This window comes from Pararobbsia alpina (genome assembly GCF_902859895.1).
GTDB classification, from domain to species: domain Bacteria; phylum Pseudomonadota; class Gammaproteobacteria; order Burkholderiales; family Burkholderiaceae; genus Pararobbsia; species Pararobbsia alpina.
The window spans coordinates 20635-43973 of record NZ_CADIKM010000007.1 but is presented as its reverse complement, the minus strand read 5'-3'; the positions used below and the strand labels follow the sequence as shown (position 1 = coordinate 43973).

Here is a 23339-nt window from a genome sequence, read left to right as displayed (position 1 = left end):
TCTTGTCAGTGAGCTGAAGCCACCCAATTTCGATGACTCGCGCAAAGCGCGAATTCGATTCGTACATAGGATTGTTCTTATAGGAACATCAGATTTAATTGAATCTATTCCAACCCAATTCTGAAGCCAAGTCATTCAATGCAAAACCGTACAATCACTTTATTATATCAATGCATCAAAAATATCATATTAATATGATTAAACAAGAACCATCTACTTGGTGCGCGGAGTCGACAAATTGGTCAGTGCAATTTCGGCGCGCCTACCGAACGCTTTTGGGCCTTCTGATTTTTTCTCTCGCGCCCAGTTGGTCACTGGCCGGCACAGTCACCTATCCAGCGAACTTTGCGACAATTCCCGATCTTTCATTTGATTCGAATATAACCGTGTCCCCGGATATAGCTATCGGCACGGTTCTTCAGACTGTCGAACAGAATCTGGGTATACGCATCAGCGACATCACTTGCGATTGGGAAAAAAACGCGACGGTCAACGGAACCCCGGTTCCGGGGGATCCCAAGACCTTTCAGACCAACGTTCCCGGGATCGGTGTGCGTTTTTATATAACCGAGGGATGGGTTGGCCGCTTTGTCCAAGCACCGATATCCACGACGATTTCAAAAAGAGGAAACGGTGCCGCAATAGATTACACAAGAGCGGCTTTGGTTGTCACTGGACCTGTCAGCGGCGGAACGCTTTCAACACTGCCGAGCATGCAGATAACCTTCTCCGGAAGCTGCATAACAACTGTGAGCCAGACGCAATACATCAAGCCCGGCTCGACTATTGCACAACGCACTTGCAGTGTGACCACCCCGTCAGTCATTGTTCCTCTACCCCAAATAGGCGCAAGAAGTCTTCCGAATATCGGTTCGACGGCCGGAAACACCGCCTTTGGGATCAAGGTTGAGTGTGCTGCCGGGATCGACCTCTATATGACCATGACTGACGCATCGTCCCCATCGAACCGCTCCAGCAACCTGAGCCTCTCTTCGGACTCGACAGCCAAGGGCGCGGCCTTGCAAATTCTTCGAGGCCAGACACTTATTTCGTATGGTCCGGATTCCGCGCTGTCAGGCACTCAAAATCAATGGTACGTAGGCAACGCAACTGGCGGGGTAATGAATATTCCCTTGAGTGTGCGCTACATCCGAACCGCAGAGACCCTCAGCGAGGGAACGGTCAAGGGCAGCGCCACGTTCACGATGTCCTATGAGTAATCGGAACGGTGCCCTGCGGGCACCTCACGCACGAGGGTGATACCGCTGCAAGTCTTGCTCGCGCTTGCCGATGTCGGTCGATACATGAGCGAAGACCGCATTCGTTGCGTATGGCGGCCCGTCATCCTCCTATTGGAAAGCAAGCGGACTCCGACAAAAACCGAGGAAAGGGCCGAAAGGAGAGACGCCTGACGCAGTCGTCCAATGCATGCAAGTCGACGCCTTCGTCAGACAGACGACGGTCCGCATCGTTTGATTCTGTTCCGGACTACGCTTCTTGCCAGGCGTCCGGGTTGGACACGGACGCGTCTTTGCAATGAATCAAACCCTATCGAGTCCCTGATGACCCTAAGTCTGTGCGCCTCTCTGTGGCAAGCCTGTCAGTACCTTCAGATGAAAATAGCGGGCAGCGGCCGCCTCGAGGAAAGCCCGACTGCCCCGCAGGCCGTCCTGCCCGCTCGGCACAAGAAAGGAAACTCGCGGATCCGATGGTCTTTGTCTCTCTGGATAGCCGTGGCGCTGTTGCCCGGCACAGCGCTCGCCGGCTCGATCGAATTTCCCGTCAACGGGACCGCACTTGAGGATCTCTCGTTCTTGCGAGCCACCGTGCAGTCACGCGATCGCGGACCCGGCACCTTCGAACGAACCACGAACTTTGCTGACATCAAAGCACAGGGCATCGATTGCACAGCAACGAAAACCGTCACTGTGAACGGCACTGCCGTTCCTGGCGATCCGACAACGTTCAAAACGAATATCGAGGGGCTGGGCGTGCGCTTCTATGCATCGAAGGGCTGGCAGGGCGGCGCGACCCTTGCTCCATTCACCGAAAGCCTCGAACCCGTATCGTCCCTGACGGGATCGTTCCTCCTCCGCGCGGAAGAGGTGGTCTACGGCGTTCTCGGTTCCGGGGTGCTCACAAGCCTACCGAGTATGAATATCACGTTTTCCGGAAGCTGTTTCCCAACGGTTTCGCGCAATCAGTTCATCAAGCCCGGCACCGTCGTCACCCTGCGTTCCTGCAGTGTCACCACTCCGATGGTCCAGGTTCCCATGTTCCCCATCCGACTGTCCGATCTCCCCGTTATCGGTTCAACCGCGGGCACTACACCATTCAGCCTCGGCCTCAATTGCGATCGCGGCATTGCTCTCTATGTCACCCTGACCGATGCGTCAAACCTGGCCAACCGATCAACGATACTGAGCCTGGCTACCGACTCGTCGGCATCTGGCGTCGGCTTGCAGATTCTCAATGGTCAAACACCGGTCGCCTACGGGCCGGACTCGCCGCTGGCGGGCACACCCAATCAATTGGCGGTCGGCGGCTATACCGCTGGAGGCTCGATGAAAGTCCCATTGCAGGTCCGCTACATACGGACTGGAAGCAATCTGGGCAGCGGAAGCGTCATTGGCCGGGCCACTTTCACGATGTCGTATCAGTAATCGACACAGACAGCCCCATGCATGCCCTCGGCTGAGCTTTCCCTGCATGAATCCATGGGCAACCCTTCAACCAAAAACCAATCACTTGACCGACCAACGGCGGCGAAACAGGCCGGCCGTTTTGGCGATCATAGCGTTCTCAAGCCGCCCCGACGAGCCGGTAGCCCACGCCGGTTTCGGTGATGATGTGTTCAGGCTGGGCGGGATCGCGCTCGAGTTTCTGGCGAAGATGGGCCATATAGATACGCAGGTAGTGCGAGCTCTCGACATGGGACGGCCCCCAGACATCGCGCAGCAACTGCCGGTGCGTGAGCACACGGCCCGCATGACGCACGAGCGTCGCAAGCAGGCGATATTCGAGCGGCGTGAGATGAACAAGCTCACCGTCCCGGCGGACATGCCGCATCGGCAGATCGACTTCGATCGTGCCGAAGTGCACGATCGGCGCCTCGCTGCCGCTCGCGCGGTCGCGGCGGCGCAGATGCGCGCGAATACGCGCAAGCAACTCTGACACACCGAACGGCTTGGTCAGATAGTCGTCGGCGCCCGCATTGAGCGCATCGACCTTCTCGCTTTCCTGGCTGCGCGCCGACAGCACGACGACCGGCACTTCGGCGAAACCGCGCAGGTCGCGTATCACATCGAGTCCGTCGACGTCGGGCAGGCCGAGGTCGATGATCACGAGATCGGGACGCCGGGTCGCCGCATCGACCAGCCCTTGCCGCCCGGTCTCCGCTTCATGCACGACCATGCCTTCGGCTTCGAGCGAGGTACGCACGAAACGACGGATCTGCTTGTCGTCCTCGATCAGGACGATATTGACGACGGGTTCACTCATGCTGCTTATCCTTGCCTTTCATATGCAGGTCGCGTCCCGCGAAATGCGTACTTGCACTTCGTTCACCGTGCCTTGACTTCGCTCCCGCCTGCTCGACGGGTATTCATTCGAGCTCGTCCTCGGGGGGCGGGGGTGGCGTATCGATCGGCAGCGTGAACCAGAACCGCGCGCCCGCGACGGCACCCTCGACGGGCATGCCACTCGCATCGAGCAGCGGGCGATTGGACGCGCCGATTGTACCGCCATGCGCCTCGACGATGGCCCGGCAGATCGCCAGACCCAAGCCGATGCCGGGCTTCGCGGACTCCTTCTCACCGCGTGTGAACTTGTCGAAGACTCGATTCTCGGTGCCGGGCAGCAGGCCCGGACCTTCGTCGTCGACGTGCACCCGTAGCATCGGTTTTCCGCTCGTCTCGATGACGGCCGCGCCGATCGTGAGCGGCTTGCCGGCCGGTGTGTACTTGGCGGCATTCTCGAACAGGTTCGCAAACACACGCTCGATCAGCACGGAGTCGATCTGCACGAGCGGCAGGTCGGCCGGCAGGCGCACCGAGGCCGGATGCGTGGCCAGGGTGTGCCTCGCGTTGCGCAGCGCTGCACCGATGACCTCCTCGATCATGGTCCAGTCGCGGTTCAGCCGCACACGCCCGGCCTGCAGGCGCGCCATGTCGAGCAGGTTCGTGACGAGGCCGGTCATGCGCAGCGCTTCGTCATGGATGGCATCGAGCAGCGGTGCCTGCGCGGGGTCGAGCCGGTCGCGCGACTGGGCAAGGACCGACGCAAAGCCGACCAGTGCCGTGAGCGGCGTGCGCAGATCGTGCGAGATGGCCGAGAGCAAGGAGTTGCGCAGGCGTTCGGATTCCATGTCGACGAGCGCATCGCGTGCAATGTCGACATAGTGGACCCGTTCGAGCGCCAGCGCGATCTGGGCGGCGAACGCATCGAGCATGCGCTGCTGCTCGGGCACGGCGAGTGTGCCGAAGTCCTCGCTTTCGAGCGCGAGCACGCCGCGGGTACGCATCGGCGCCTTGAGCGGCAAATAGAGCGCATTGCCGGCAGGCAGCGTATCGGTGCCATGGCCTGCGCGTTTCTGCTGGTCGTAGACCCATTGCGCGACATCCATGTCGATCGCCGCGTTGGACAACATCGACACCGGATTGGGATCGTCGAGCGGCTGCCGGACCTTCTCGTCGGAATCGGGCAGGAGAATCGCTACATGCGCGCGAAACAGCTCGGACACATGCCGTGCGCCGATCTCGACGATCTGCTCGGTGGTCAGCGCGGCCGCGAGCTCGCGTGCGATCTCGTACATCGCGCTGCTGCGCCGCTCACGCAGCGACGTGACCCGCACCTGGCGGCGCAGGCTCGAAGTCAGGTGGCTGATCACGAGCGAGGTGATCAGAATGCCCGCGAAGGTCAGCAGGTATTGTGTGTCCGACACCGAAAACGACAACTTCGGTGCAATAAAAAAGAAATCGAAAGCAGCGACGCTGAGGAACGACAGCAGGATGCCCGGCCCCCGGCCCAGCCGGAAGGCGGCGAACACCACGCCGAGCAGGTAGAGCATCGCGAGATTGGTCACTTCGAAGCGATGCTCGAGCACCGAGGCGAGCGAGGTGATGACCGCGCAGATCGCGACGGCGCCGAGATAGTTGCGCGGATGCGAATGATGCTCGTCGCCGCCCACCCAGCCGGGCAACGCACGCCGCATCGCGGCGACGTCTTCGCGCAGCGGCTGGACGTCGACCCCGATACGCGTGACGTCGAGGTCGCCCGACATCTTCGCGATGCGCTCGCCGACCGGGCGCCGCAACCGATGCCAGAAGCGTTCGACCTGGGTGCCCCCGACGATCAGCTTCGAGACGTTGCGCAGGTGCGCATAGTCGACCAGCGTGACGGCCGCATCGTCGCCGTCGAGCGTGGCGGTCTCGCCGCCGAGGTCCTGTGCGAGCTTCAAGGCGCGCAGCGTGCGTTCGCGTAACGCGTCGGGCAGGCGCTGGAGTCGTGGCGTCTCGACATAGACGGCAATCCAGTCGGCGCGCAGGCTGCTGGCGAGCCGGGCCGCGGCGCGCACGAGCGCGCTCGACTCGGGTCCCGGCCCGACACAGACAAGCACCCGTTCGCGCGTCTGCCAGACACGATCGATCGAGCGATCGGCGCGGTATTCGCGCATCTGCGCATCGACACGATCCGCGGTGCGGCGCAGGGCAAGCTCGCGCAGCGCGATCAGGTTGCCCTTGCGGAAGAAATTCTTGATCGCCCGCTCTGCCTGCTGGGGCAGATAGACCTTGCCCTCGCGCAGGCGGTCGAGCAGGTCGTCGGCCGGCAGGTCAACCAGGGTGACGTCATCGGCATGATCGAACACGCGATCGGGAACGGTCTCCCAGACGCGGATGCCGGTAATCTGGCCGACGATATCGTTCAGGCTCTCGAGATGCTGGACATTGACAGTCGTGAAGACGTCGATGCCCGCATCGAGCAATTCATGTACGTCTTGCCAGCGCTTCGCATGGCGCGCGCCGGTCACATTGGAGTGGGCGAGTTCGTCGACCAGCAGGAGCTGGGGCTTGCGTGCGAGTGCGGCATCGAGATCGAACTCGCCGAGGGTCCGGTCGCGATAGTCGAGCTTCTGCAGGGGCAGGACTTCGAGTCCTTCGAGCAGGGCCTCGGTCTCGGCACGGCCGTGGGTCTCGACGATGCCGACGACCACGTCGAGGCCATCGTCGTGCAGGCGGCGTGCGGCCTGCAACATGCCGAATGTCTTGCCGACGCCGGCCGATGCCCCGAAAAACACTTTGAGGCGGCCGCGCCGGGCTTTCGCCTCATCGCGCTGAAGTTTGTCGAGCAGGCTATCCGGATCGGGGCGACTCATCGAAACTCTTAGTCTGGCTTGGGAAATGGCACGGCGCCGCGTCAGCGGCGCCGTACGGTTCATCTGTATGGAAAGCCCGGAAGTTCATGCCTGTGACATGAATTCCGGGGTCTTCCTCAGCACCCTACTGGCTCAATGATGCAGGCCGTCGAGTGCGAGGTTCAACTTCAGGACATTGACCTGCGGCTCGCCCAGTATGCCGAATTGGCGGCCGTCCGTGAACTCGGTCACAAGATTGCGCACGACGTCGGGCTTCAGATTGCGCGCCTTGGCGACACGCGCGATCTGGAACTCGGCGGCTTCGGGCGTAATCGCCGGATCAAGACCGCTGCCCGATGCCGTCACGAGATCGACCGGAGGTGCGACCTTGTTGGAGGCATCAGCGGCCTTGAGAGCGTCGAGCCGGCCCTGCACGTTCGCGATCAGCGCGGGGTTGGTCGGACCGAGATTCGAACCCGAGCTCGCGCTCGCGTTATACGGCATCGGCGAGGTGGCCGACAGACGGCCCCAGAAATACTGGGGCGCATCGAACTGCTGGCCGATCAACTCCGAGCCGACGACCTTGCCGTCCTGCTTGATCAGGCTGCCTGCGGCCTGGTGGGGAAACACGGCCTGGGCGATACCGGTGACGACCAGGGGGTAGGCAACCCCCGTCAGCACCATCAGGGCAATGAACAGCGCCAGCATGGGGCGCACGATGGATTTCATGATGATTCCTTTTATACCCAGCCGGCCGCGGCCAGGATCATATCGATCGCCTTGATCCCGATGAACGGCACGATGATGCCGCCCAGGCCGTAGATCAACAGGTTACGCCTGAGCAGCGTCGCGGCGCCGAGCGGCCTGTAGCGAATGCCTTTGAGCGCGAGCGGGATCAGCGCAATGATCACGAGGGCGTTGAAGATCACGGCCGACAGGATCGCGGACGACGGCGTCGAAAGATGCATGATGTCAAGCAGACGCAACTGCGGGTAGGTCGTCGCGAACGCCGCCGGGATGATCGCGAAGTACTTGGCCACGTCGTTGGCGATCGAGAAAGTCGTCAGCGAACCGCGAGTCATCAGCATCTGCTTGCCGATCTCGACGATCTCGATGAGCTTCGTCGGGTTCGAGTCGAGGTCGACCATGTTGCCGGCTTCCTTCGCGGCCTGCGTACCCGTGTTCATCGCGACGGCGACGTCGGCCTGGGCCAGCGCCGGGGCGTCGTTGGTGCCGTCGCCGGTCATCGCGACGAGCATGCCGCGCGACTGGTAGTCGCGAATGGTCGCCAGCTTGGCTTCCGGCGTGGCTTCCGCGAGGAAGTCGTCGACGCCGGCTTCGGCAGCGATGGCGGCGGCGGTCAGGCGGTTGTCGCCGGTCACCATCACCGTCTTGATGCCCATCTTGCGCAGTTCGGCAAAACGCTCCTTGATGCCGCCCTTGACGATGTCCTTGAGCTCGATCACGCCGAGCACGCGGGCATTGCCGTGAGCGATTTCAGAGACCACCAGCGGTGTGCTGCCACGGCGTGCGATGTCGTCGACCTGAGCCTGCACGCTCGGCGGAAACTGACCGCCGTGCGCTTCGACCGACTTGCGGATCGCCTCGGATGCGCCCTTGCGGATCTGACGATCATGCAGGTCGACACCGCTCATGCGGGTCTGTGCCGTGAACGGCACGAAGGTCGCCGCCAGCGCTTGCATATCGCGTTCGCGCAAATTGAAGCGGTTCTTCGCGAGCACCACGATACTGCGGCCTTCAGGCGTCTCGTCGGCGAGCGACGACAGTTGCGCGGCATCGGCGAGCTCTTGCTCGCTGACCCCGGCCGCCGGCACGAACAGCGATGCCTGGCGGTTGCCCAGCGTGATGGTGCCGGTCTTGTCGAGCAGCAGCACGTCGACGTCACCTGCCGCTTCGACAGCGCGGCCGGACGTCGCGATCACGTTCGCCTGCATCATGCGGCTCATGCCTGCGACACCGATCGCCGACAGCAGTGCGCCGATGGTGGTCGGAATCAGGCAGACGAGCAGCGCCACGAGTGCGGTGATCGTCACGACATGGCCGGCCTTGACGGCTTCGACACTGAAGATCGAGAACGGTAGCAGCGTGGCCGTTGCGAGCAGCAGCACGACGGTCAACGCCACCAGCAGAATCGTCAGCGCGATTTCGTTCGGCGTGCGACGGCGCTTGGCGCCTTCGACCATCGCGATCATGCGGTCGAGGAAGGCTTCGCCCGGATTGACGGTCACGCGGACCACGATCCAGTCGGACAGCAGGCGCGTACCGCCGGTCACGGCGGAAAAGTCTCCGCCGGACTCGCGGATCACAGGCGCGGATTCACCCGTGATCGCCGATTCGTCGACCGATGCTACGCCTTCGATGACCTCACCGTCGGCCGGAATCGCATCGCCGGCCTCGACGAGCACGACATCGCCCTTGCGCAGGTCCGAGGCCGTCATCACACGCACGCCGGCTGTACGGTTCGGCTTGTCGAGCTTCTTCGCCATCACGTCGCGCTTGGCACTGCGCAACGCCGCGGCCTGGGCCTTGGAACGGCCTTCGGCCAGTGCTTCGGCGAAGTTCGCGAACAGCACGGTGAACCACAGCCACAGCGTGATCGCGAGGATGAAGCCCGCCGGCGCTTCGGCGTCGCCCGTCAGCGCGGCGACCCAGAGGACCGTCGTCAGAATGCTGCCGACATACACGCAGAACATCACCGGGTTGCGGAACTGCGTGCGCGGCGACAGTTTCCGGAAGGAGTCGATGATCGCCGGCTTCACGAGCGCCGGGTCGAACATCGAACGAGTACCTGAATGAGCTTTCATGTCTTTCTTGTGTTCAGGACCCGGGGTCGGCGACGGTGTCGTCGCACGAGCCTGGTCTGAACGAATGCGAGAATTGGGAGCCATATCTATCCTTATATCAATGGCCTGCGATCATCTGCAGATGCTCGGCGATAGGACCCAGCGCAAGTGCGGGTACGTAGGTCAGCGCACCGACCAGCAGCACCGTGCCGAGCAGCAGCACGACGAACAGCAGGCCATGGGTCGGCATCGTGCCGGCGCCCGGAGCAATACGTTTCTTGGCGGCGAGCGAACCTGCAATCGCGAGCATGGCGATCAGCGGACCAAAGCGGCCGCCCCACATCGCGATAGCCGTCATCCAGTTGTAGAACGGCGTCGACACGGTCAAGCCACCAAACGCGCTGCCGTTGTTGTTGCCGGCGGAGCTGAACGCGTAGAGGATTTCCGAGAAGCCATGCGTACCCGGGTTCGCGATACCCGCGACACCGGCCGGCACCAGCACGGCGATCGCCGTTCCGACCAGCACGATGAGCGGCGTCAGCAGCACGACGATCGCGACCATCTTCATCTCGTAGGCTTCGATCTTCTTGCCGATATATTCAGGCGTACGTCCGATCATCAGGCCGGCGACGAACACCGCGAGCAAGGCAAAGGCGAGCATCGTATAAAGACCCGAACCCACGCCGCCAAAGATGACTTCGCCCAGTTGCATCAGCAGCATCGGCGTGAGGCCGCCGAGCGGCGTCAACGAGTCATGCATGTTGTTGACCGCACCGCACGAAGCCGAGGTCGTCGCGACCGTGAAGATCCCCGAAGAGACGATCCCGAAACGCGTTTCCTTGCCTTCCATATTGCCGCCGGACTGCGTGGCGCTGGCGGTCTGGTCGACGCCAACCGCAGTGATCAGCGGATTGCCGGCCTGCTCCGAGGAAATCTCGCAGACGCAGGCAACAGCGAAGGCAATGGACATCACCGCGAGCACGGCAACTCCTTGCCGGCGGTCTCCGACCATCTTGCCGAACATCAGGCACAGCGCCGCAGGAATCGCGAGCATCACGATCATCTGCAGGAAGTTCGTGAACGGCGTCGGGTTCTCGAACGGGTGCGCGGAGTTCGCGTTGAAGAAGCCGCCACCATTGGTGCCGAGCATCTTGATCGCTTCCTGCGAGGCGACCGGACCCATGGCGAGCGTCTGCGTCTTCGCGGTCAGCGTATCCATCACCGGATTGCCCTTCGCATCCTTGACGGCATTGCCCTGTGCATCGACCTTCGGCTGCGTGTACTGGGTGGCTTGCAGCGTCGGCACGTCCTTGTACGTCGAGAAGTTCTGGATCACGCCTTGCGACACGAACACGAGCGACAGCACGATCGAGATCGGCAGGAGCACGTAGAGCGTGGCGCGCGTCAAGTCGACCCAGAAGTTACCGACGGTCTGTGCAGAGTGGCGCGCAAAGCCGCGGATCAAGGCGACCACGACCGCAATGCCCGTGGCTGCCGACAGGAAGTTCTGCACGGTGAAGCACAGCATCTGGATCAGATAGCTCGCACCCGATTCACCGGCATAGTCCTGCCAGTTCGTATTGGTCACGAAGCTGATCGCGTTGTTGAACGACGCATCTGGCGTCATCGCCGCGATGCCGGCCGGGTTCAGCGGCAAGCCGCCCTGCAGGCGCAGCAGCACGTAGATCACGATCGTGCCGAGCACGTTGAATGCGAGCATCGCGACCGTGTAGGTTTTCCAGCCCATTTCCTTGGACGCGTCGACGCCGGCGACCTTGTAGAGCCCCCGTTCGGCCCAGCCGAACCAGCGCAGCATGCGCGACGACCCGTCGAACACATTGCTCATGTAGCGGCCGAGCGGCACCGCGACAGCTAGCAATACGACGACGTAGATGACTAATTGAAGCCAGTCGTTCGAGGTCATTCGAGCTCCTCGGCGTTGAACAACGCATAAGCAAGATAAACAATCAGCAGCACCGTCGAGGCGGTAGCCAGCCATAGCATCCAGTTCATGGCCGACCTCCGACCGCGCGGCGGCGAAGAACCTCGCAGCCCTTGATCAACCCGTAGGTCAAGACAGTGAACAGGACGAGTCCACCGACATACAGCACGTCCATTTTTGGTCTCCGTGGAGCGGAATAACAAGAGCTGAATCGTGGCCCTATGGCGGTAAAGGGCGGGGTAAAGTTGGCGCGGATGGTATAAATAATGTGTAAACGCACAAAAATTGCGTCCAGGGCGAGGAAGGCGCGGAAGGGCAATAGAAAACGCGGCCGCCGAAGGATCCGGGGGCCGCGTCAGGCCGAGGAGGAGGGAAACCTCGCTCAGTTCGATTCAGTTTCGTTTCAGGCAGGGCATCGACCCGCTCGCGCGAGCGTGAGGAAGGCTAGCTACCCTCAGGCTTCGAGCGGAGATAGCACAACACCATTTCGGTCGAAAGCTTGAGAACTTCAACACGCTCTTCCGGTTCGGTGAAATCGCGCCCGAGAATCGCGGCAAGCGTGTAGCGATTCGACAGCACGTAATAACCGAGCGCCGACAAGGTCACATAAAACCGCAAGGGATCGACGTCCGCTCTGAAGACACCGGCTTCGGCACCTCGCATGAGAATACTCGCGAGTACCGAAGTCACCGGCGACATCATCTCGTTGATCCGCGCCGAACTCTTGATATAACGCGCTTCGTGCAGGTTCTCATTGTTCAGCAGGCGGAGCAGGTCCTGATGTTCGAAATAATAATTCCAGATGAAATGCGCGAGCTGCGTGATCGCCTCGACGGGCTCGAGACCTTCGAGATCGAGTTGGCGTTCGGCCTCGCTGAGGCACGAAAAGGACTGTTCAAGCACCGCGGTGAACAACTGCTCCTTGCTACCGAAGTAGTAATAGAGCATTCGCTCATTCGTGAGTGCGCGGCGCGCGATCTGATCGACGCGCGCGCCTGATAATCCGCCATTGGCGAATTCTTCGGCTGCCGCAGCAAGAATGCGGCGCCGGGTCCCCTCTGGATCTCTTTTGATTTTCGACTCGTTCATGGTGGCATCCGCGACCAAGGGAGAGGCAACTGATTATGGCATACAGATCTGAAAGCCAAGCGAAATCGGCGATAATCGGGGGTCCGTGTTTTCACTCATATCCAGTGCCTTTCGCTACCGTCAGTTCCCCACCGTCGCTCGCCGACCGGATCGAAGACTTGCTACCGCAAACCCAGTGCACCAAGTGCGGTTACGCAGGCTGCCGTCCGTATGCAGAAGCCATTGCAGCCGGCGAGGCGAGCCATGACCAGTGTCCGCCCGGCGGAGCCGAGGGCGTGGCGCGGCTGGCGGCGCTGCTCGGCAAGCCGGTGATCCCGCTGAACGTCGAACATGGCATCGAACGGCCGCGGCCCGTGGCACGCATCGACGAGTCGGTCTGTATCGGTTGCACGCTATGTATCCAGGCGTGCCCGGTCGATGCGATCGCCGGCGCGGCCAAGCGCATGCATACGGTTATCGAATCGCTGTGCACCGGCTGCGATCTCTGCGTGGCGCCCTGCCCGGTCGACTGCATCGAGATGGTCGCCGTGACCGGCGAGGCGACCGGCTGGAATGCCTGGACTCAGGCACAGGCCGATGCGGCGCGTGCACGGCACGACCGCCGGCTCGAACGCCAGCAACATGAACGCGAAGACGCCGAGCGCCGCGCAGCCCTCAGACAAGCAGCGCATCGAGCGCAGGCGGGAGCAGCGGCGAGCGTGCCCGGTTCGTCTACCGTCGGCATGGAACCGCGCGCCGTGGATGCCGCCGACCGTACGGCAACCCATGAAGTGCCGCCCGCCAAGGTATCCGACGTCGGGGCACAGGGGGACGAGGTTCCGGGCAAGGCCTTCGCCCAAGCAATGCCTGAGCCAGTGCCGCCCGCCTTGTCACCCGACGAACGTAAGCGTGCGATCATCCAGGCCGCACTCGAACGCGCGCGCGCAAAGAAAGCCGAGCTCGCCAAGGAGGGCGTGGCGCCGAAGAATACCGTCGAAGTCAGTGCCGCCGTGCAGGCACAGATCGACGAAGCCGACGCCCGACGCAAACGCCTCGGCATCGACGTGGACCCGAGCTCATGAACGCCGCCAAGCGCCGCGCAATCTACGAAACGCTCCAGAGTCTCGATCCGCATCCGACTACCGAGCTCGAATACTCGACCCCGTTTGAACTGCTGATCGCCGTGATGCTGTCGGCGCAGGCCACCGATGTGTCGGTCAACAAGGCCACGCGCAAGCTCTACCCGCTTGCGAATACACCGCAGGCGCTGTTCGATCTGGGCGAGGAAAAGCTCAGCGACCATATCAAGACCATCGGCCTCTACCGGACCAAGGCGAAGAATGTGATCGCGACGTGCCGGATCCTGCTCGACCTGCATGGCGGCGAGGTGCCGGCCAACCGCGAGGCGCTCGAATCGCTGCCCGGCGTCGGACGCAAGACCGCGAACGTCGTCCTCAATACGGCGTTCGGGCAGCCGACCATCGCGGTCGACACGCATATCTTCCGCGTCGCCAACCGGACAGGGCTCGCTCCCGGCAAGGATGTGCGCGCGGTCGAAACCGGCCTCGAGAAATTCACGCCCCCCGAATTCCGGCAGGATGCGCATCACTGGCTGATCCTGCACGGACGCTATGTCTGCAAGGCGCGTTCTCCACTGTGTTGGCAATGCGCGATCGAACCGCTCTGCGAGTTCAAGCCGAAAACGCGCGCGCCCGACGTGTAGCGCACCGCTAGCGAGCGCGCATGGCTTGGCCAGCTAATTAGCAAGCACGCGAGGCGTTGGCCGGGCGGACAAGGGTTCGGCAAATCCCGGCGAAGATGTCGGGAAGCCGGCCGCTTCGCGAATCTGCCGGCCAGCGCGTAAAATACGGCGACATGTCCGAGCCGTGTGCCGTGTGCCGTGTGCCGTGTGCCGTGTGCCGTGTGCCGTGTGCCGTGTGCGCCGGATGTTACCCATACCGGCTTTCCCAGCCTGCCGAAAGACCCAAGATGTTCAATCCGACCCGTGACGAAGTCCGCCAGTTCTTTGCACAGACGTGGCACAAGCAGCGCGCTGGCCAGATCCTGACACCGCTCGAAAGCATGGCCGCCGACTGGATCATCGAGCACCCCGAATACCAGGAGACGCTCGGTGCAACCGAGGCGAGCGTCCAGGACTACACGCCCGAAGAGGGCGAGACCAATCCCTTCCTGCATCTTTCGATGCACCTCGCCATCAGCGAGCAGTTGTCGATCGACCAGCCGCCGGGCATCCGCGCGGCGCACGACCGGCTCGCCGCACGGCTCGGCTCCTCGCACGATGCGCAGCACGCCATCATGGAATGCCTCGGCGAAACCCTCTGGGAAGCCCAGCGCACACAGACCCCACCCGACCACGAGGCCTACCTCGCAAGGATCGAGCGGCGCGCTTCGAAAGACTGAACCTGGAAAGCCCGCTCGAAAAAAAATCCCCATGCCGCAAAGCATGAGGATTTTCTATCCGCACAAGGCGCCGTTCCGCCTCAGCCCGCGGTTGAGCCCGGCAATCCGGGCCTCGCTGCCTGAGCCTGGCGAATCGTTACTTCTTCTGCACCAGATCGCCGGGCAGCGACTGGACATAAGCGCCGATATCGTGCAGATCGCTTTCCGACAGCCCTTGCACCTGCGCCGCCATGATCGCATTGTTGCGGCCGAACAGCGGGTTGCCGGCACCGACCTGATAGGCACGCAGAGCGAAGAAAATATAGTCGTTGAACTGGCCGGCGAGCTTCGGATACTCGGGCGACACGGGCGTGTTGAGATTCGCGCCGTGACAGGCCGCACAGTTGTGGCTCGCCACGAGCGCCTTGCCGTTGTCGACGTCGGCGGCGTGCGCCCCTGCGCTTACTGCTGTCAATCCGAGGAACGCGACCGCGGCCGCGAACTTGCTGATGCGCTGATTCATGCGTGCTCCTGTCCGTGCTGGACCTAAACGTGTGGCACCGGGCCGGTCACTTGTTCGGATTGTCTTGACTGGTGGGCGTTTGCGCCGCGTAGTAGACAGCGATGTCGGCGATATCCTGGTCGGACAAGGACACGGCATTCGCATGCATCGTCTGGAACTTACGATCGCCTTTCTTGTACGCAAGCAGGGCCAACTCGAGATAGCGGGCATTCTGGCCACCGAGCTTCGGCACCCGGTAGACCTCCGGGTAGGCGGTCCGGTAGTCCGCAATGCCGTGACAGCCGATACACGCGGACACCTTGCCTTGCCCGGCCTTCACATTGCCGACGACATCGGCAGACGCGCCGCTCGAAGCGACCGCCAGGGCGGCCAGCACGGCAATCGTCACTTGTCTTTTCATAGCTTTATCAACCTGAGCGTTCGGGGGGACCCGGATGCCGGGGCGCGCATGGGAGCGCACCTGCGACGACCGGCGGCCGTGTCTGTTCGAATTCGTCGGCACGCGGGCCAAAAAACCGGTGCATTGTAGCGTGCTGGCCGCGCCGCCGTCCACATCGCAGGCCGCCGCCGCTGTCGGAGGGCCTCGCGTCTACCCTCGCGTGCACCCTCGCGTCTACCCTATATACTGGCTTTTTCGCTGCCCGCCCCCGGTCTACTGCCATGCGCTTCGAAGGCTCATCCCAATATGTTGCCACCGACGACCTGCGTCTCGCGGTCAATGCGGCCGTCACGCTCCAGCGCCCTCTGTTGATCAAAGGCGAGCCCGGCACCGGCAAGACCATGCTCGCCGAGGAAGTCGCCGCCGCGCTCGGCATGCCGCTGCTCCAGTGGCATATCAAGTCGACCACGAAGGCCCAGCAGGGTCTCTATGAATACGATGCGGTCTCGCGGCTGCGCGATTCGCAGCTCGGCGACGAGCGAGTCCGCGAGATCGGCAACTACATCGTCAAGGGTGTGCTCTGGCAGGCATTCGAGGCCGATCAGCCCACCGTGCTGCTGATCGACGAAATCGACAAGGCGGACATCGAATTCCCGAACGACCTGCTGCGCGAACTCGACCGCATGGAGTTCTATGTCTACGAGACGCGCACGCTCGTCAAGGCGCGTCACCGGCCGCTCGTGATCATCACGTCGAACAACGAGAAGGAGCTGCCGGACGCGTTCCTCCGCCGCTGCTTCTTCCACTACATCCGCTTCCCGGATGCGGAGACGATGCAACAGATCGTCGACGTCCACTACCCCGGGGTCAAGAAGGAACTGGTGAGTGCCGCACTCAACAGCTTCTTCGAGTTGCGCAACGTCCCGGGCCTCAAGAAGAAGCCCTCGACCTCTGAACTGCTCGACTGGCTCAAGCTGTTGATGGCCGAGGACATTCCGCTCGAAGCGCTGCACAGCCCCGACAACAAGCAGGTGATGCCACCGCTCGCCGGTGCGCTGCTCAAGAACGAGCAGGATATGCATCTGTTCGAGCGGCTGATCTATATGAACCGCAGCAACCGCTAGATGAAGCGCGGCAACCGGCCAGGAACCGGGACGCAAGGAGGCAGGCGATGTTGATCGATTTTTTCTTTTCGCTGCGCAATGCGAAGCTGCCCGTCAGCGTCAACGAATACCTGACGCTGGTCGGCGCGCTCAAGAAGCAGGTGATCGCACCGTCGATCGACGAGTTCTACTACCTTGCGCGGCTCACGCTGATCAAGGACGAGAAGCACTACGACAAGTTCGACCGGGCGTTCGGCTTGTACTTCAAGGGCGCATCGTCGTTGCTAGAGGCCGGGCTGGACCCGTCGCAGGTTCCGCTCGACTGGCTGAAGAAACGACTCGAACGTGAACTCACCCCCGAGGAAAAGGCACAGATCGAGGCGATGGGCGGGCTCGACGCGCTGCTCGATCGGCTCAAGCAATTGCTCGACGAGCAAAAGGAGCGCCACGAAGGCGGCAATAAATGGATCGGCACGGGCGGCACCTCGCCGTTCGGCCATGGGGGCTTCAACCCAAAAGGCATCAGGATGGGCGGCGACGCCGGCGGCAGCCGCAACGCAGTCAAGGTCTGGAATGCGCGCGCGTACAAGGACTACGACGACGATGTCGAGCTCGGCACACGCAATATCAAAGTCGCCCTGCGAAGGCTGCGGCGCTTCGCGCGCAAGGGCGCGGCCGAGGAGCTCGACCTCGACGATACGATCCGCAGCACCGCGGCCAATGCCGGCTGGCTCGATATCAAGATGGTCCCCGAGCGTCACAACACCGTCAAGGTACTGATGCTGCTCGATGTGGGCGGCTCGATGGACGACCATATCAAGCGCACCGAGGAACTGTTCTCGGCCGCCAAGAGCGAGTTCAAGCATCTCGAGTTCTACTACTTCCACAACTGCGTGTACGACTACCTCTGGAAGCAAAACCGACGGCGCCATGCGGAGCGTTTTCCGACCTGGGATGTGCTCCACAAATATCCGTCGGAATACAAGCTGATCTTCGTCGGCGACGCGACCATGGGGCCGTACGAGATCCTGCAGCCAGGCGGCTCGGTCGAGTACACCAATGCCGAGGCGGGGGCGACCTGGCTCACCCGGCTCACCGAGCGCTACCCCCACTATGCCTGGCTCAACCCCGAGCCCGAGCGGCTGTGGGAGTATCGGCAGTCGGTCGCGCTGATACGCCAGCTCATGTCGAACCGGATGTTTCCCTTGACCTTGAACGGGCTCGAGGGTGCAATGCGCCTGCTGAGCAAGTAGCAAGGGGGCCGGCCGTGTCGTCGAAACGCGCGACCCCACGCCCCGACGGCCCGATGCTTTTTGATCACCCCGCGGCGCGGCCCTTGCCGGCCTTTTCCCCGCATCCCTTTTCTTCGGCTGCATTCCCATGAACGCTGCGCCTCCGACCCACGCCTCCGATACCGCCCCCCTGCCCCTGCGTCCGCTGCGGGACAGTTCCGTCTCCGCGATCGTCGCCGGCTTCGTCGCGATGATGACCGGCTATACGAGCTCGCTTGCACTCATGTTCCAGGCGGGCCACGCTGCTCGCCTCAGCGATGCGCAGGTTTCGTCGTGGATCTGGGCGCTGTCGGTCGGCATGGCGCTGAGCACCATCGTGCTGTCGCTGCGCTACCGCGCGCCGATCGTCATCGCGTGGTCGACACCAGGCGCGGCGCTGCTGATCACGAGCCTGCCCAATGTGACCTACCCGGCCGCGATCGGCGCCTTCCTCGTCTGCGCCGTGCTGATCGTGCTGGTCGGCGTGACCGGCGTGTTCGAGACCATCATGAAGCGCCTGCCGTCCTCGCTGGCCGCGGCGCTGCTCGCGGGCATCCTGTTTCGCATCGGCATCGGGCTGTTCAGCGCGGCCGAGCACGATACCGCGCTCGTGCTGGCGATGCTGTTCACCTATCTCATCGTCAAGCGCCTTTCACCGCGCTATGCGGTAGTGACCGCGCTGCTCGCCGGCGTGGCCGTCTCGGGTGCGCTCGGCCTGCTCGATTTCAGCCACTTCAGTGTCGCGCTCGCGCGGCCGGTATTCACGATGCCGGTGTTCTCATGGTCCGCTGCGATCAGTATTGGCGTGCCGCTCTTCATTGTCGCCATGACTTCGCAGAACGTGCCGGGGCTTGCGGTGCTGCGTGCCGACGGCTACCAGACACCGTCGTCGCCGCTGATCACCTCGACGGGGATCGCCTCGCTCCTGTTCGCTCCGTTCGGCTCGCACGGCATCAACCTCGCCGCGATCACGGCGGCCATGTGTACCGGTCCCGACGCCCATCCCGATCCGCGCAAGCGCTACACCGCGGCGCTCTGGTGTGGCGTCTTCTACCTGGTCGCCGGCACGCTCGGTGCGACCATCGCCGCGCTGTTCGGCGCGTTTCCGCGCACACTCGTGATCTCGATCGCGGCGCTCGCCTTGTTCGGCTCGATCATGAACGGGCTCGCGAATGCGATGTCCGATCCGCGGCAGCGCGAACCCGCCTTGATCACCTTCATGGTGACCGCGTCGGGACTCACGCTCCTGTCGATCGGCTCGGCGTTCTGGGGTCTCGTCGCGGGCGTGCTCGCCTACCTGATTCTCGCAGCGCGCAAGCCTGCTCCCCAGCCTCCCCCGCGCAAGCCGTGAAAGCGGTTTGCGCGTGCATTGTCGCAACGCAACATCCCTGCTCCGGCGCCCCGATCGGTACGATTGTCGGCAAAACGTAGCGCCCATCGGTAACAAAAGCACTGGCCTTGCCGGTCGGCTGGTCGCACAATATCAAGTTCCGAGTCCTGCAGATATCTAACGCCATGACCGCACTCGACCAGCTCAAGCAATACACGACTGTCGTCTCCGACACCGGAGACTTTCAGGCCATCGCCCAGTACAAGCCCCAGGACGCGACGACGAATCCGTCGCTGATTCTCAAGGCCGTCCAGAAACCCGAATACCGCCCCTTGCTCGAAAAGGTAGTCCGCGAGAGCAACGGCGAAGCGCTCGATTCGATCATCGACCGACTGTTGATCACCTTCGGCACCGAAATTCTCAAGATCATCCCGGGCCGCGTCTCGACCGAGGTCGACGCGCGCCTGTCGTTCAATACGGAAGGCTCGATCGAGAAAGGCCGCCACCTGATCTCGCTCTACGAGGCCGCGGGCTTTTCGCGCGACCGCATCCTGATCAAGCTTGCCTCGACGTGGGAAGGCATTCGCGCGGCCGAAGTGCTGCAGCGTGAAGGCATCCACTGCAATATGACGCTGTTGTTCTCGCTCGCGCAGGCCGTCGCGGCTGCCGAAGCCAAAGTGCAACTGATCTCGCCGTTCGTGGGCCGCATCTACGACTGGTACAAGAAGACCGCGGGCGCCTCGTGGGACGAAGCCAAGAACGGTGGCGCGAACGACCCGGGCGTCCATTCGGTGCGCACGATCTATGCGTACTACAAGAAATTCGGCTATCCGACCGAAATCATGGGCGCGAGCTTCCGGACCATTTCGCAGATCGTCGAACTGGCCGGCTGCGACCTGCTGACGATCAGCCCCGAGTTGCTCAAGAAGCTTTCCGAAGAATCGTTCCCCGTCGAGCGCAAGCTGTCGCCGGAACTCGCGAAGGGCGATCCCGTTGCACGGATCGCCGTCGACGAAGCTTCGTTCCGCTTCCAGCTCAATGAAGACGCGATGGCCACCGAAAAGCTCTCGGAAGGCATTCGTACCTTCGCCGCTGACGCGATCAAGCTCGAGAACCTGATCCTGGATCTGCAAAAGCAGCCCGCGTGAAATAGCAGAGCCGCGGCATGAGCCGATACTGAGCGCTTCGCGGCTCATTTGAAGCCGGGCTAAACGCCCGGCTTTTTCACATTCAGCTCTCGACCGGATCGAGATAGTCCTCGGGCTCCGTCCGATCGATCGTCTTCGACAGTCCTGTGGCGCGGAACACATACGACAAGCCGAACGCGATCACGATATTGACGATCAGCGACCACACCGCCGCGTAGCCCGGGATCGTGTATCCGAACAGATGCAGCGGATAGATCGATCCCTTGAGGTGCAGCGAGGCGGCCATCCAGGTCCCGGTGACGATGCCGACGAGCCAGCCGATCAACAGTGCCCGATGGTCGAGTATCCGCGCATAGAGGCCCAGCACGATCGCCGGCAGCGTCTGGATGATCCAGATCCCGCCGAGCAGTTGCAACTGGATCGCATACGTCAACGGCAGGAAGATGATGAAGGCGAGCGCGCCGACCTTCACGACCAACGACACCGTCTTCGCGATATGGGTCTCTTCGTGATAGTTGACCTTCTTGTTGAAGAACTCGCGATGGATGTTGCGCGTGTAGAGATTGGCTGCCGCGATCGACATGATCGCCGCCGGCACGAGCGCGCCGATGCCGATCGCCGCGAACGCGACGCCGACGAACCACGACGGGAAGAAGTGCAGGAACAATGCCGGTACGGCGAAGTTCGCCCCATACGCCTTGAAGTATGGCGCGAACTCGGGCATGTCCTTGACGCCCGAGGCGAGCGCCATGAAGCCGAGCAGCGCGAGCATGCCGAGCACCAGCGAATAGGCTGGCAGCAGCGCCATGTTGCGGCGGATCGTATTGCCCGAGGCCGAGCTCAGCATCGCCGTCACGGAGTGCGGATAGAGGAACAGCGCGAGTGCCGAACCCACCGCGAGCGTGGTGTACGCGCTGTAGCCATTGAGGCTCGAGGTGTCAGGGGCCTGGAGCAGTATCTTGGCCGGTGAAATGACGTCGAAGATATGACCGAAGCCGCCGAGCTGCGCGGGGATCACGATCATCGCCGCGGCGATCGTGATGTAGATCAGCAAATCCTTGACCACCGCGATCATCGCGGGCGCGCGCAGGCCCGAGGTGTACGTGTAGGCCGCGAGAATCGCAAAGGCGACGATCAGCGGCAGGTCGCCGACGAAGCCCTGGGTCTGGATCCCGAGGCCGCCGATCACGACTTCGATGCCGACGAGCTGCAGTGCGATATAGGGCATCGTCGCGACGATACCCGTCAGCGCGACGGCCAGCGCGAGCCAGCGGCTGTTATAGCGCGCATGGACAAAGTCGGCCGCCGTGATGTGTCCGTGCCGTTTCGCGACGTTCCAGAGCTTCGGGAACACGATGAAGGCGAACGGATAGATCAGGATCGTATAGGGCACCGCGAAAAAGCCCGTGGCACCGGCGCCGAACACGAGCGCGGGTACGGCCACGAAGGTGTAGGCGGTATAGAGATCGCCGCCGAGCAGGAACCAGGTGACCATCGTGCCGAAACGCCGTCCGCCGAGGCCCCATTCGTCGAGCAGCTTGAGGTCGCCGCGGCGCCAGTTGGCCGCGAAAAAGCCGATCACGGTCACGCCGAGAAACAGCAGCACAAATACGAAGGTCGCGATCGGATTCGTCATTGGCCACCCTTGCGTGCTTTGCCTTTGGGCTTGGTCTTGAAGTAGACGAGCGCCGTCAGCACCGCGCTGATCAGCACCCACAGCAATTGGTACCAATAGAAGAACGGCAGGCCCAGCAGGCGCGGTTGATCGATGTTGTAGACCGGCACGAGCAGCACGCCGATCCAGGGCAATAGAAGCAGCCAGAGCCAGCGTCTGCTGGCATGGGCCGAAGCGTCAGGCAGAGCCATGCAGGTTCCCCAGGATATTTTTTTGATTAGTTTCGGCCGAAGTCTTTCTGAAAGCCGGCCGGCGCGGATTTCGAGAGTATAAGTTGCGGCCACCGCAGGCTCAAAACCGGGGGCGGCCTTTCCCTGCACGAGCGATGGCGGCTCGACGGACGCGGCACGCGCCAGGGAAAGCGGCCCGCGCATCGACCTGATGCCCGGGCTTCGAAGTTCAGACTGTGAACACCGGCCCCGGACGGACAGCCTTGAGCCCCTTGACCCACGAACGCGCGGGCAGACGGAGCGTCTGCTCGATATAAGCGGCGCGGCGCTCGAGCGCGGCCCATTCGAAGGACAGCGCCGGCCCCGAGAACGCGTAGGCGATCCGATTGCCGTCATGGACTTCGGGCAGTGCGAGCACGCGGTTGTCGAATGCGACGCCGAGCTGCTTCATATTGCGCAGGAAACTCGGATGATCGCCGAACAGGTTGACGGTCACGACGCCCGGCTGGACGAGACTCTCTCGGCAGGCCCGATAGAAGGCGGCCGAATCGAGCACGGGGCCGCGCGCCGTCGCATCGTAGAGATCGACCTGGAGCGCGCCGATCGTGCCGCTCCGCTCGGGATCGTTGACATAGTCCCATGCGTCCGCCTCAGTCACGACGAGACGCTTGTCGTCGGGCGGCAGCTCGAACATGCTGCGTGCGGCGACCACGACTGCCGGATTCAACTCGACGGCTTCCGTGAACGTTTTGGGCAGGAAGCGATAGCAGAACTTTGTGAGCGAGGCCGAGCCGAGCCCCAGCTGGACGACCTTCGCGGGCGGATCGAGAAACAGGAGCCAGCCCATCATCTGCTGCGCGTATTCGAGTTCGAGCTTGTCGGGCTGGCGCAGGCGCATCGCCCCCTGGACCCATTCCGTGCCGAAATGCAGATAGCGCACGCCGGATTCTTCCGAGAACGTGACGGGTGCGAAGCGAGGCTTGCGGCGTCCTTCATGCGGCAGGGCCTCGGTCACGTAGTCTTGGTCGCGCGGCTTGCGTGCGGGCTTGGCGGACACGCCATCGAGCGACGCTTCGCGACGCGCCGACCGGTCGCGCTCACGGCGGCCGAATGCACGTGCTTCGGCGGATGCGCGTTTGATGAGTTCGGTCATTCAGAAAAGAGGGAAAGAGGA

General features: G+C 62.6%; 21 protein-coding genes. 9 read left to right on the top strand and 12 right to left on the bottom strand.

The window, feature by feature from the left end; all coding sequences use genetic code 11:
- Positions 1-98: 98 nt before the first annotated feature.
- Positions 99-1220: a fimbrial protein gene (locus tag HV670_RS10040; protein ID WP_175104638.1), complete on the top strand. Its 1122-nt coding sequence runs from the start codon at positions 99-101 to the stop codon at positions 1218-1220.
- A gap of 342 nt (positions 1221-1562) precedes the next feature.
- Positions 1563-2663 (top strand): fimbrial protein, encoded by a 1101-nt coding sequence (locus HV670_RS10035; RefSeq protein ID WP_175104637.1) that lies wholly within the window; start codon positions 1563-1565, stop codon positions 2661-2663.
- Positions 2664-2802: 139 nt separating this feature from the next.
- On the opposite strand, the gene kdpE is transcribed toward HV670_RS10035, so the two are convergent.
- The 7 genes from kdpE to HV670_RS10000 form a co-directional block, all read right to left on the bottom strand.
- On the bottom strand, positions 2803-3501 hold the full coding sequence (gene kdpE, locus HV670_RS10030; RefSeq protein WP_175104636.1) for a two-component system response regulator KdpE: 699 nt from the start codon (positions 3499-3501) through the stop codon (positions 2803-2805).
- Between the two features lie 103 nt (positions 3502-3604).
- Positions 3605-6373, bottom strand: coding sequence for a DUF4118 domain-containing protein (locus tag HV670_RS10025; protein WP_175104635.1), 2769 nt, complete (start codon positions 6371-6373; stop codon positions 3605-3607).
- 132 nt (positions 6374-6505) lie between these two features.
- Positions 6506-7081 (bottom strand): potassium-transporting ATPase subunit KdpC, encoded by a 576-nt coding sequence (gene kdpC, locus HV670_RS10020; protein ID WP_175104634.1) that lies wholly within the window; start codon positions 7079-7081, stop codon positions 6506-6508.
- An 11-nt stretch (positions 7082-7092) separates the two neighbouring features.
- On the bottom strand, positions 7093-9177 hold the full coding sequence (kdpB, locus tag HV670_RS10015; RefSeq protein ID WP_175104633.1) for a potassium-transporting ATPase subunit KdpB: 2085 nt from the start codon (positions 9175-9177) through the stop codon (positions 7093-7095).
- A gap of 97 nt (positions 9178-9274) precedes the next feature.
- The gene (gene kdpA / locus HV670_RS10010; protein ID WP_175104632.1) at positions 9275-11080 is read right to left on the bottom strand and encodes a potassium-transporting ATPase subunit KdpA; all 1806 of its coding nucleotides are present in this window, start codon (positions 11078-11080) and stop codon (positions 9275-9277) included.
- Positions 11077-11169 (bottom strand): potassium-transporting ATPase subunit F, encoded by a 93-nt coding sequence (locus HV670_RS10005; protein ID WP_175104631.1) that lies wholly within the window; start codon positions 11167-11169, stop codon positions 11077-11079. Before HV670_RS10005 ends, kdpA begins: the two co-directional genes overlap by 4 nt.
- A 373-nt stretch (positions 11170-11542) precedes the next feature.
- The gene (locus tag HV670_RS10000; RefSeq protein WP_175104630.1) at positions 11543-12187 is read right to left on the bottom strand and encodes a TetR/AcrR family transcriptional regulator; all 645 of its coding nucleotides are present in this window, start codon (positions 12185-12187) and stop codon (positions 11543-11545) included.
- 104 nt (positions 12188-12291) lie between these two features.
- Between HV670_RS10000 and rsxB the strand changes: the two genes are divergently transcribed.
- The 3 genes from rsxB (at position 12292) to HV670_RS09985 (ending at position 14587) form a co-directional block, all read left to right on the top strand.
- Positions 12292-13248, top strand: coding sequence for an electron transport complex subunit RsxB (gene rsxB, locus HV670_RS09995; RefSeq protein ID WP_246257194.1), 957 nt, complete (start codon positions 12292-12294; stop codon positions 13246-13248).
- Positions 13245-13889 (top strand): endonuclease III, encoded by a 645-nt coding sequence (gene nth, locus HV670_RS09990; RefSeq protein ID WP_175104628.1) that lies wholly within the window; start codon positions 13245-13247, stop codon positions 13887-13889. Before rsxB ends, nth begins: the two co-directional genes overlap by 4 nt.
- Positions 13890-14155: 266 nt before the next feature.
- Entirely contained in the window at positions 14156-14587 is a 432-nt protein-coding gene (locus HV670_RS09985) for a DUF1841 family protein (RefSeq protein WP_175104627.1), read from the top strand.
- 136 nt (positions 14588-14723) lie between these two features.
- Here HV670_RS09985 and HV670_RS09980 read toward each other — a convergent pair whose 3' ends face one another.
- Both HV670_RS09980 and HV670_RS09975 read right to left on the bottom strand, forming a co-directional pair.
- Positions 14724-15089: a c-type cytochrome gene (locus HV670_RS09980; RefSeq protein ID WP_175104626.1), complete on the bottom strand. Its 366-nt coding sequence runs from the start codon at positions 15087-15089 to the stop codon at positions 14724-14726.
- A 46-nt stretch (positions 15090-15135) separates the two neighbouring features.
- Positions 15136-15489, bottom strand: a complete 354-nt coding sequence (locus tag HV670_RS09975; RefSeq protein ID WP_175104625.1) for a c-type cytochrome — start codon at positions 15487-15489, stop codon at positions 15136-15138.
- Between the two features lie 260 nt (positions 15490-15749).
- Here HV670_RS09975 and HV670_RS09970 point away from each other — a divergent pair, with 260 nt between their 5' ends.
- The 4 genes from HV670_RS09970 to tal all read left to right on the top strand — a co-directional run bounded on the left by HV670_RS09970 (position 15750) and on the right by tal (position 20320).
- Positions 15750-16592, top strand: a complete 843-nt coding sequence (locus HV670_RS09970) for an AAA family ATPase (protein WP_175104624.1) — start codon at positions 15750-15752, stop codon at positions 16590-16592.
- Positions 16593-16639: 47 nt separating this feature from the next.
- Complete coding sequence (locus HV670_RS09965) at positions 16640-17824, top strand: vWA domain-containing protein (protein WP_175104623.1); 1185 nt, start codon at positions 16640-16642, stop codon at positions 17822-17824.
- A 127-nt stretch (positions 17825-17951) separates the two neighbouring features.
- Positions 17952-19193 (top strand): benzoate/H(+) symporter BenE family transporter, encoded by a 1242-nt coding sequence (locus HV670_RS09960; RefSeq protein ID WP_175104622.1) that lies wholly within the window; start codon positions 17952-17954, stop codon positions 19191-19193.
- A gap of 164 nt (positions 19194-19357) precedes the next feature.
- Entirely contained in the window at positions 19358-20320 is a 963-nt protein-coding gene (gene tal / locus HV670_RS09955) for a transaldolase (protein ID WP_175104621.1), read from the top strand.
- Between the two features lie 82 nt (positions 20321-20402).
- On the opposite strand, the gene mctP is transcribed toward tal, so the two are convergent.
- The 3 genes from mctP to HV670_RS09940 form a co-directional block, all read right to left on the bottom strand.
- Positions 20403-21956 (bottom strand): monocarboxylate uptake permease MctP, encoded by a 1554-nt coding sequence (gene mctP, locus HV670_RS09950; RefSeq protein WP_175104620.1) that lies wholly within the window; start codon positions 21954-21956, stop codon positions 20403-20405.
- Positions 21953-22186 (bottom strand): DUF3311 domain-containing protein, encoded by a 234-nt coding sequence (locus HV670_RS09945; protein ID WP_175104619.1) that lies wholly within the window; start codon positions 22184-22186, stop codon positions 21953-21955. The genes mctP and HV670_RS09945 overlap by 4 nt, the downstream gene beginning before the upstream one ends.
- A 208-nt stretch (positions 22187-22394) precedes the next feature.
- Positions 22395-23318 (bottom strand): class I SAM-dependent methyltransferase, encoded by a 924-nt coding sequence (locus HV670_RS09940; RefSeq protein ID WP_175104618.1) that lies wholly within the window; start codon positions 23316-23318, stop codon positions 22395-22397.
- Between the last annotated feature and the right edge of the window lie 21 nt (positions 23319-23339).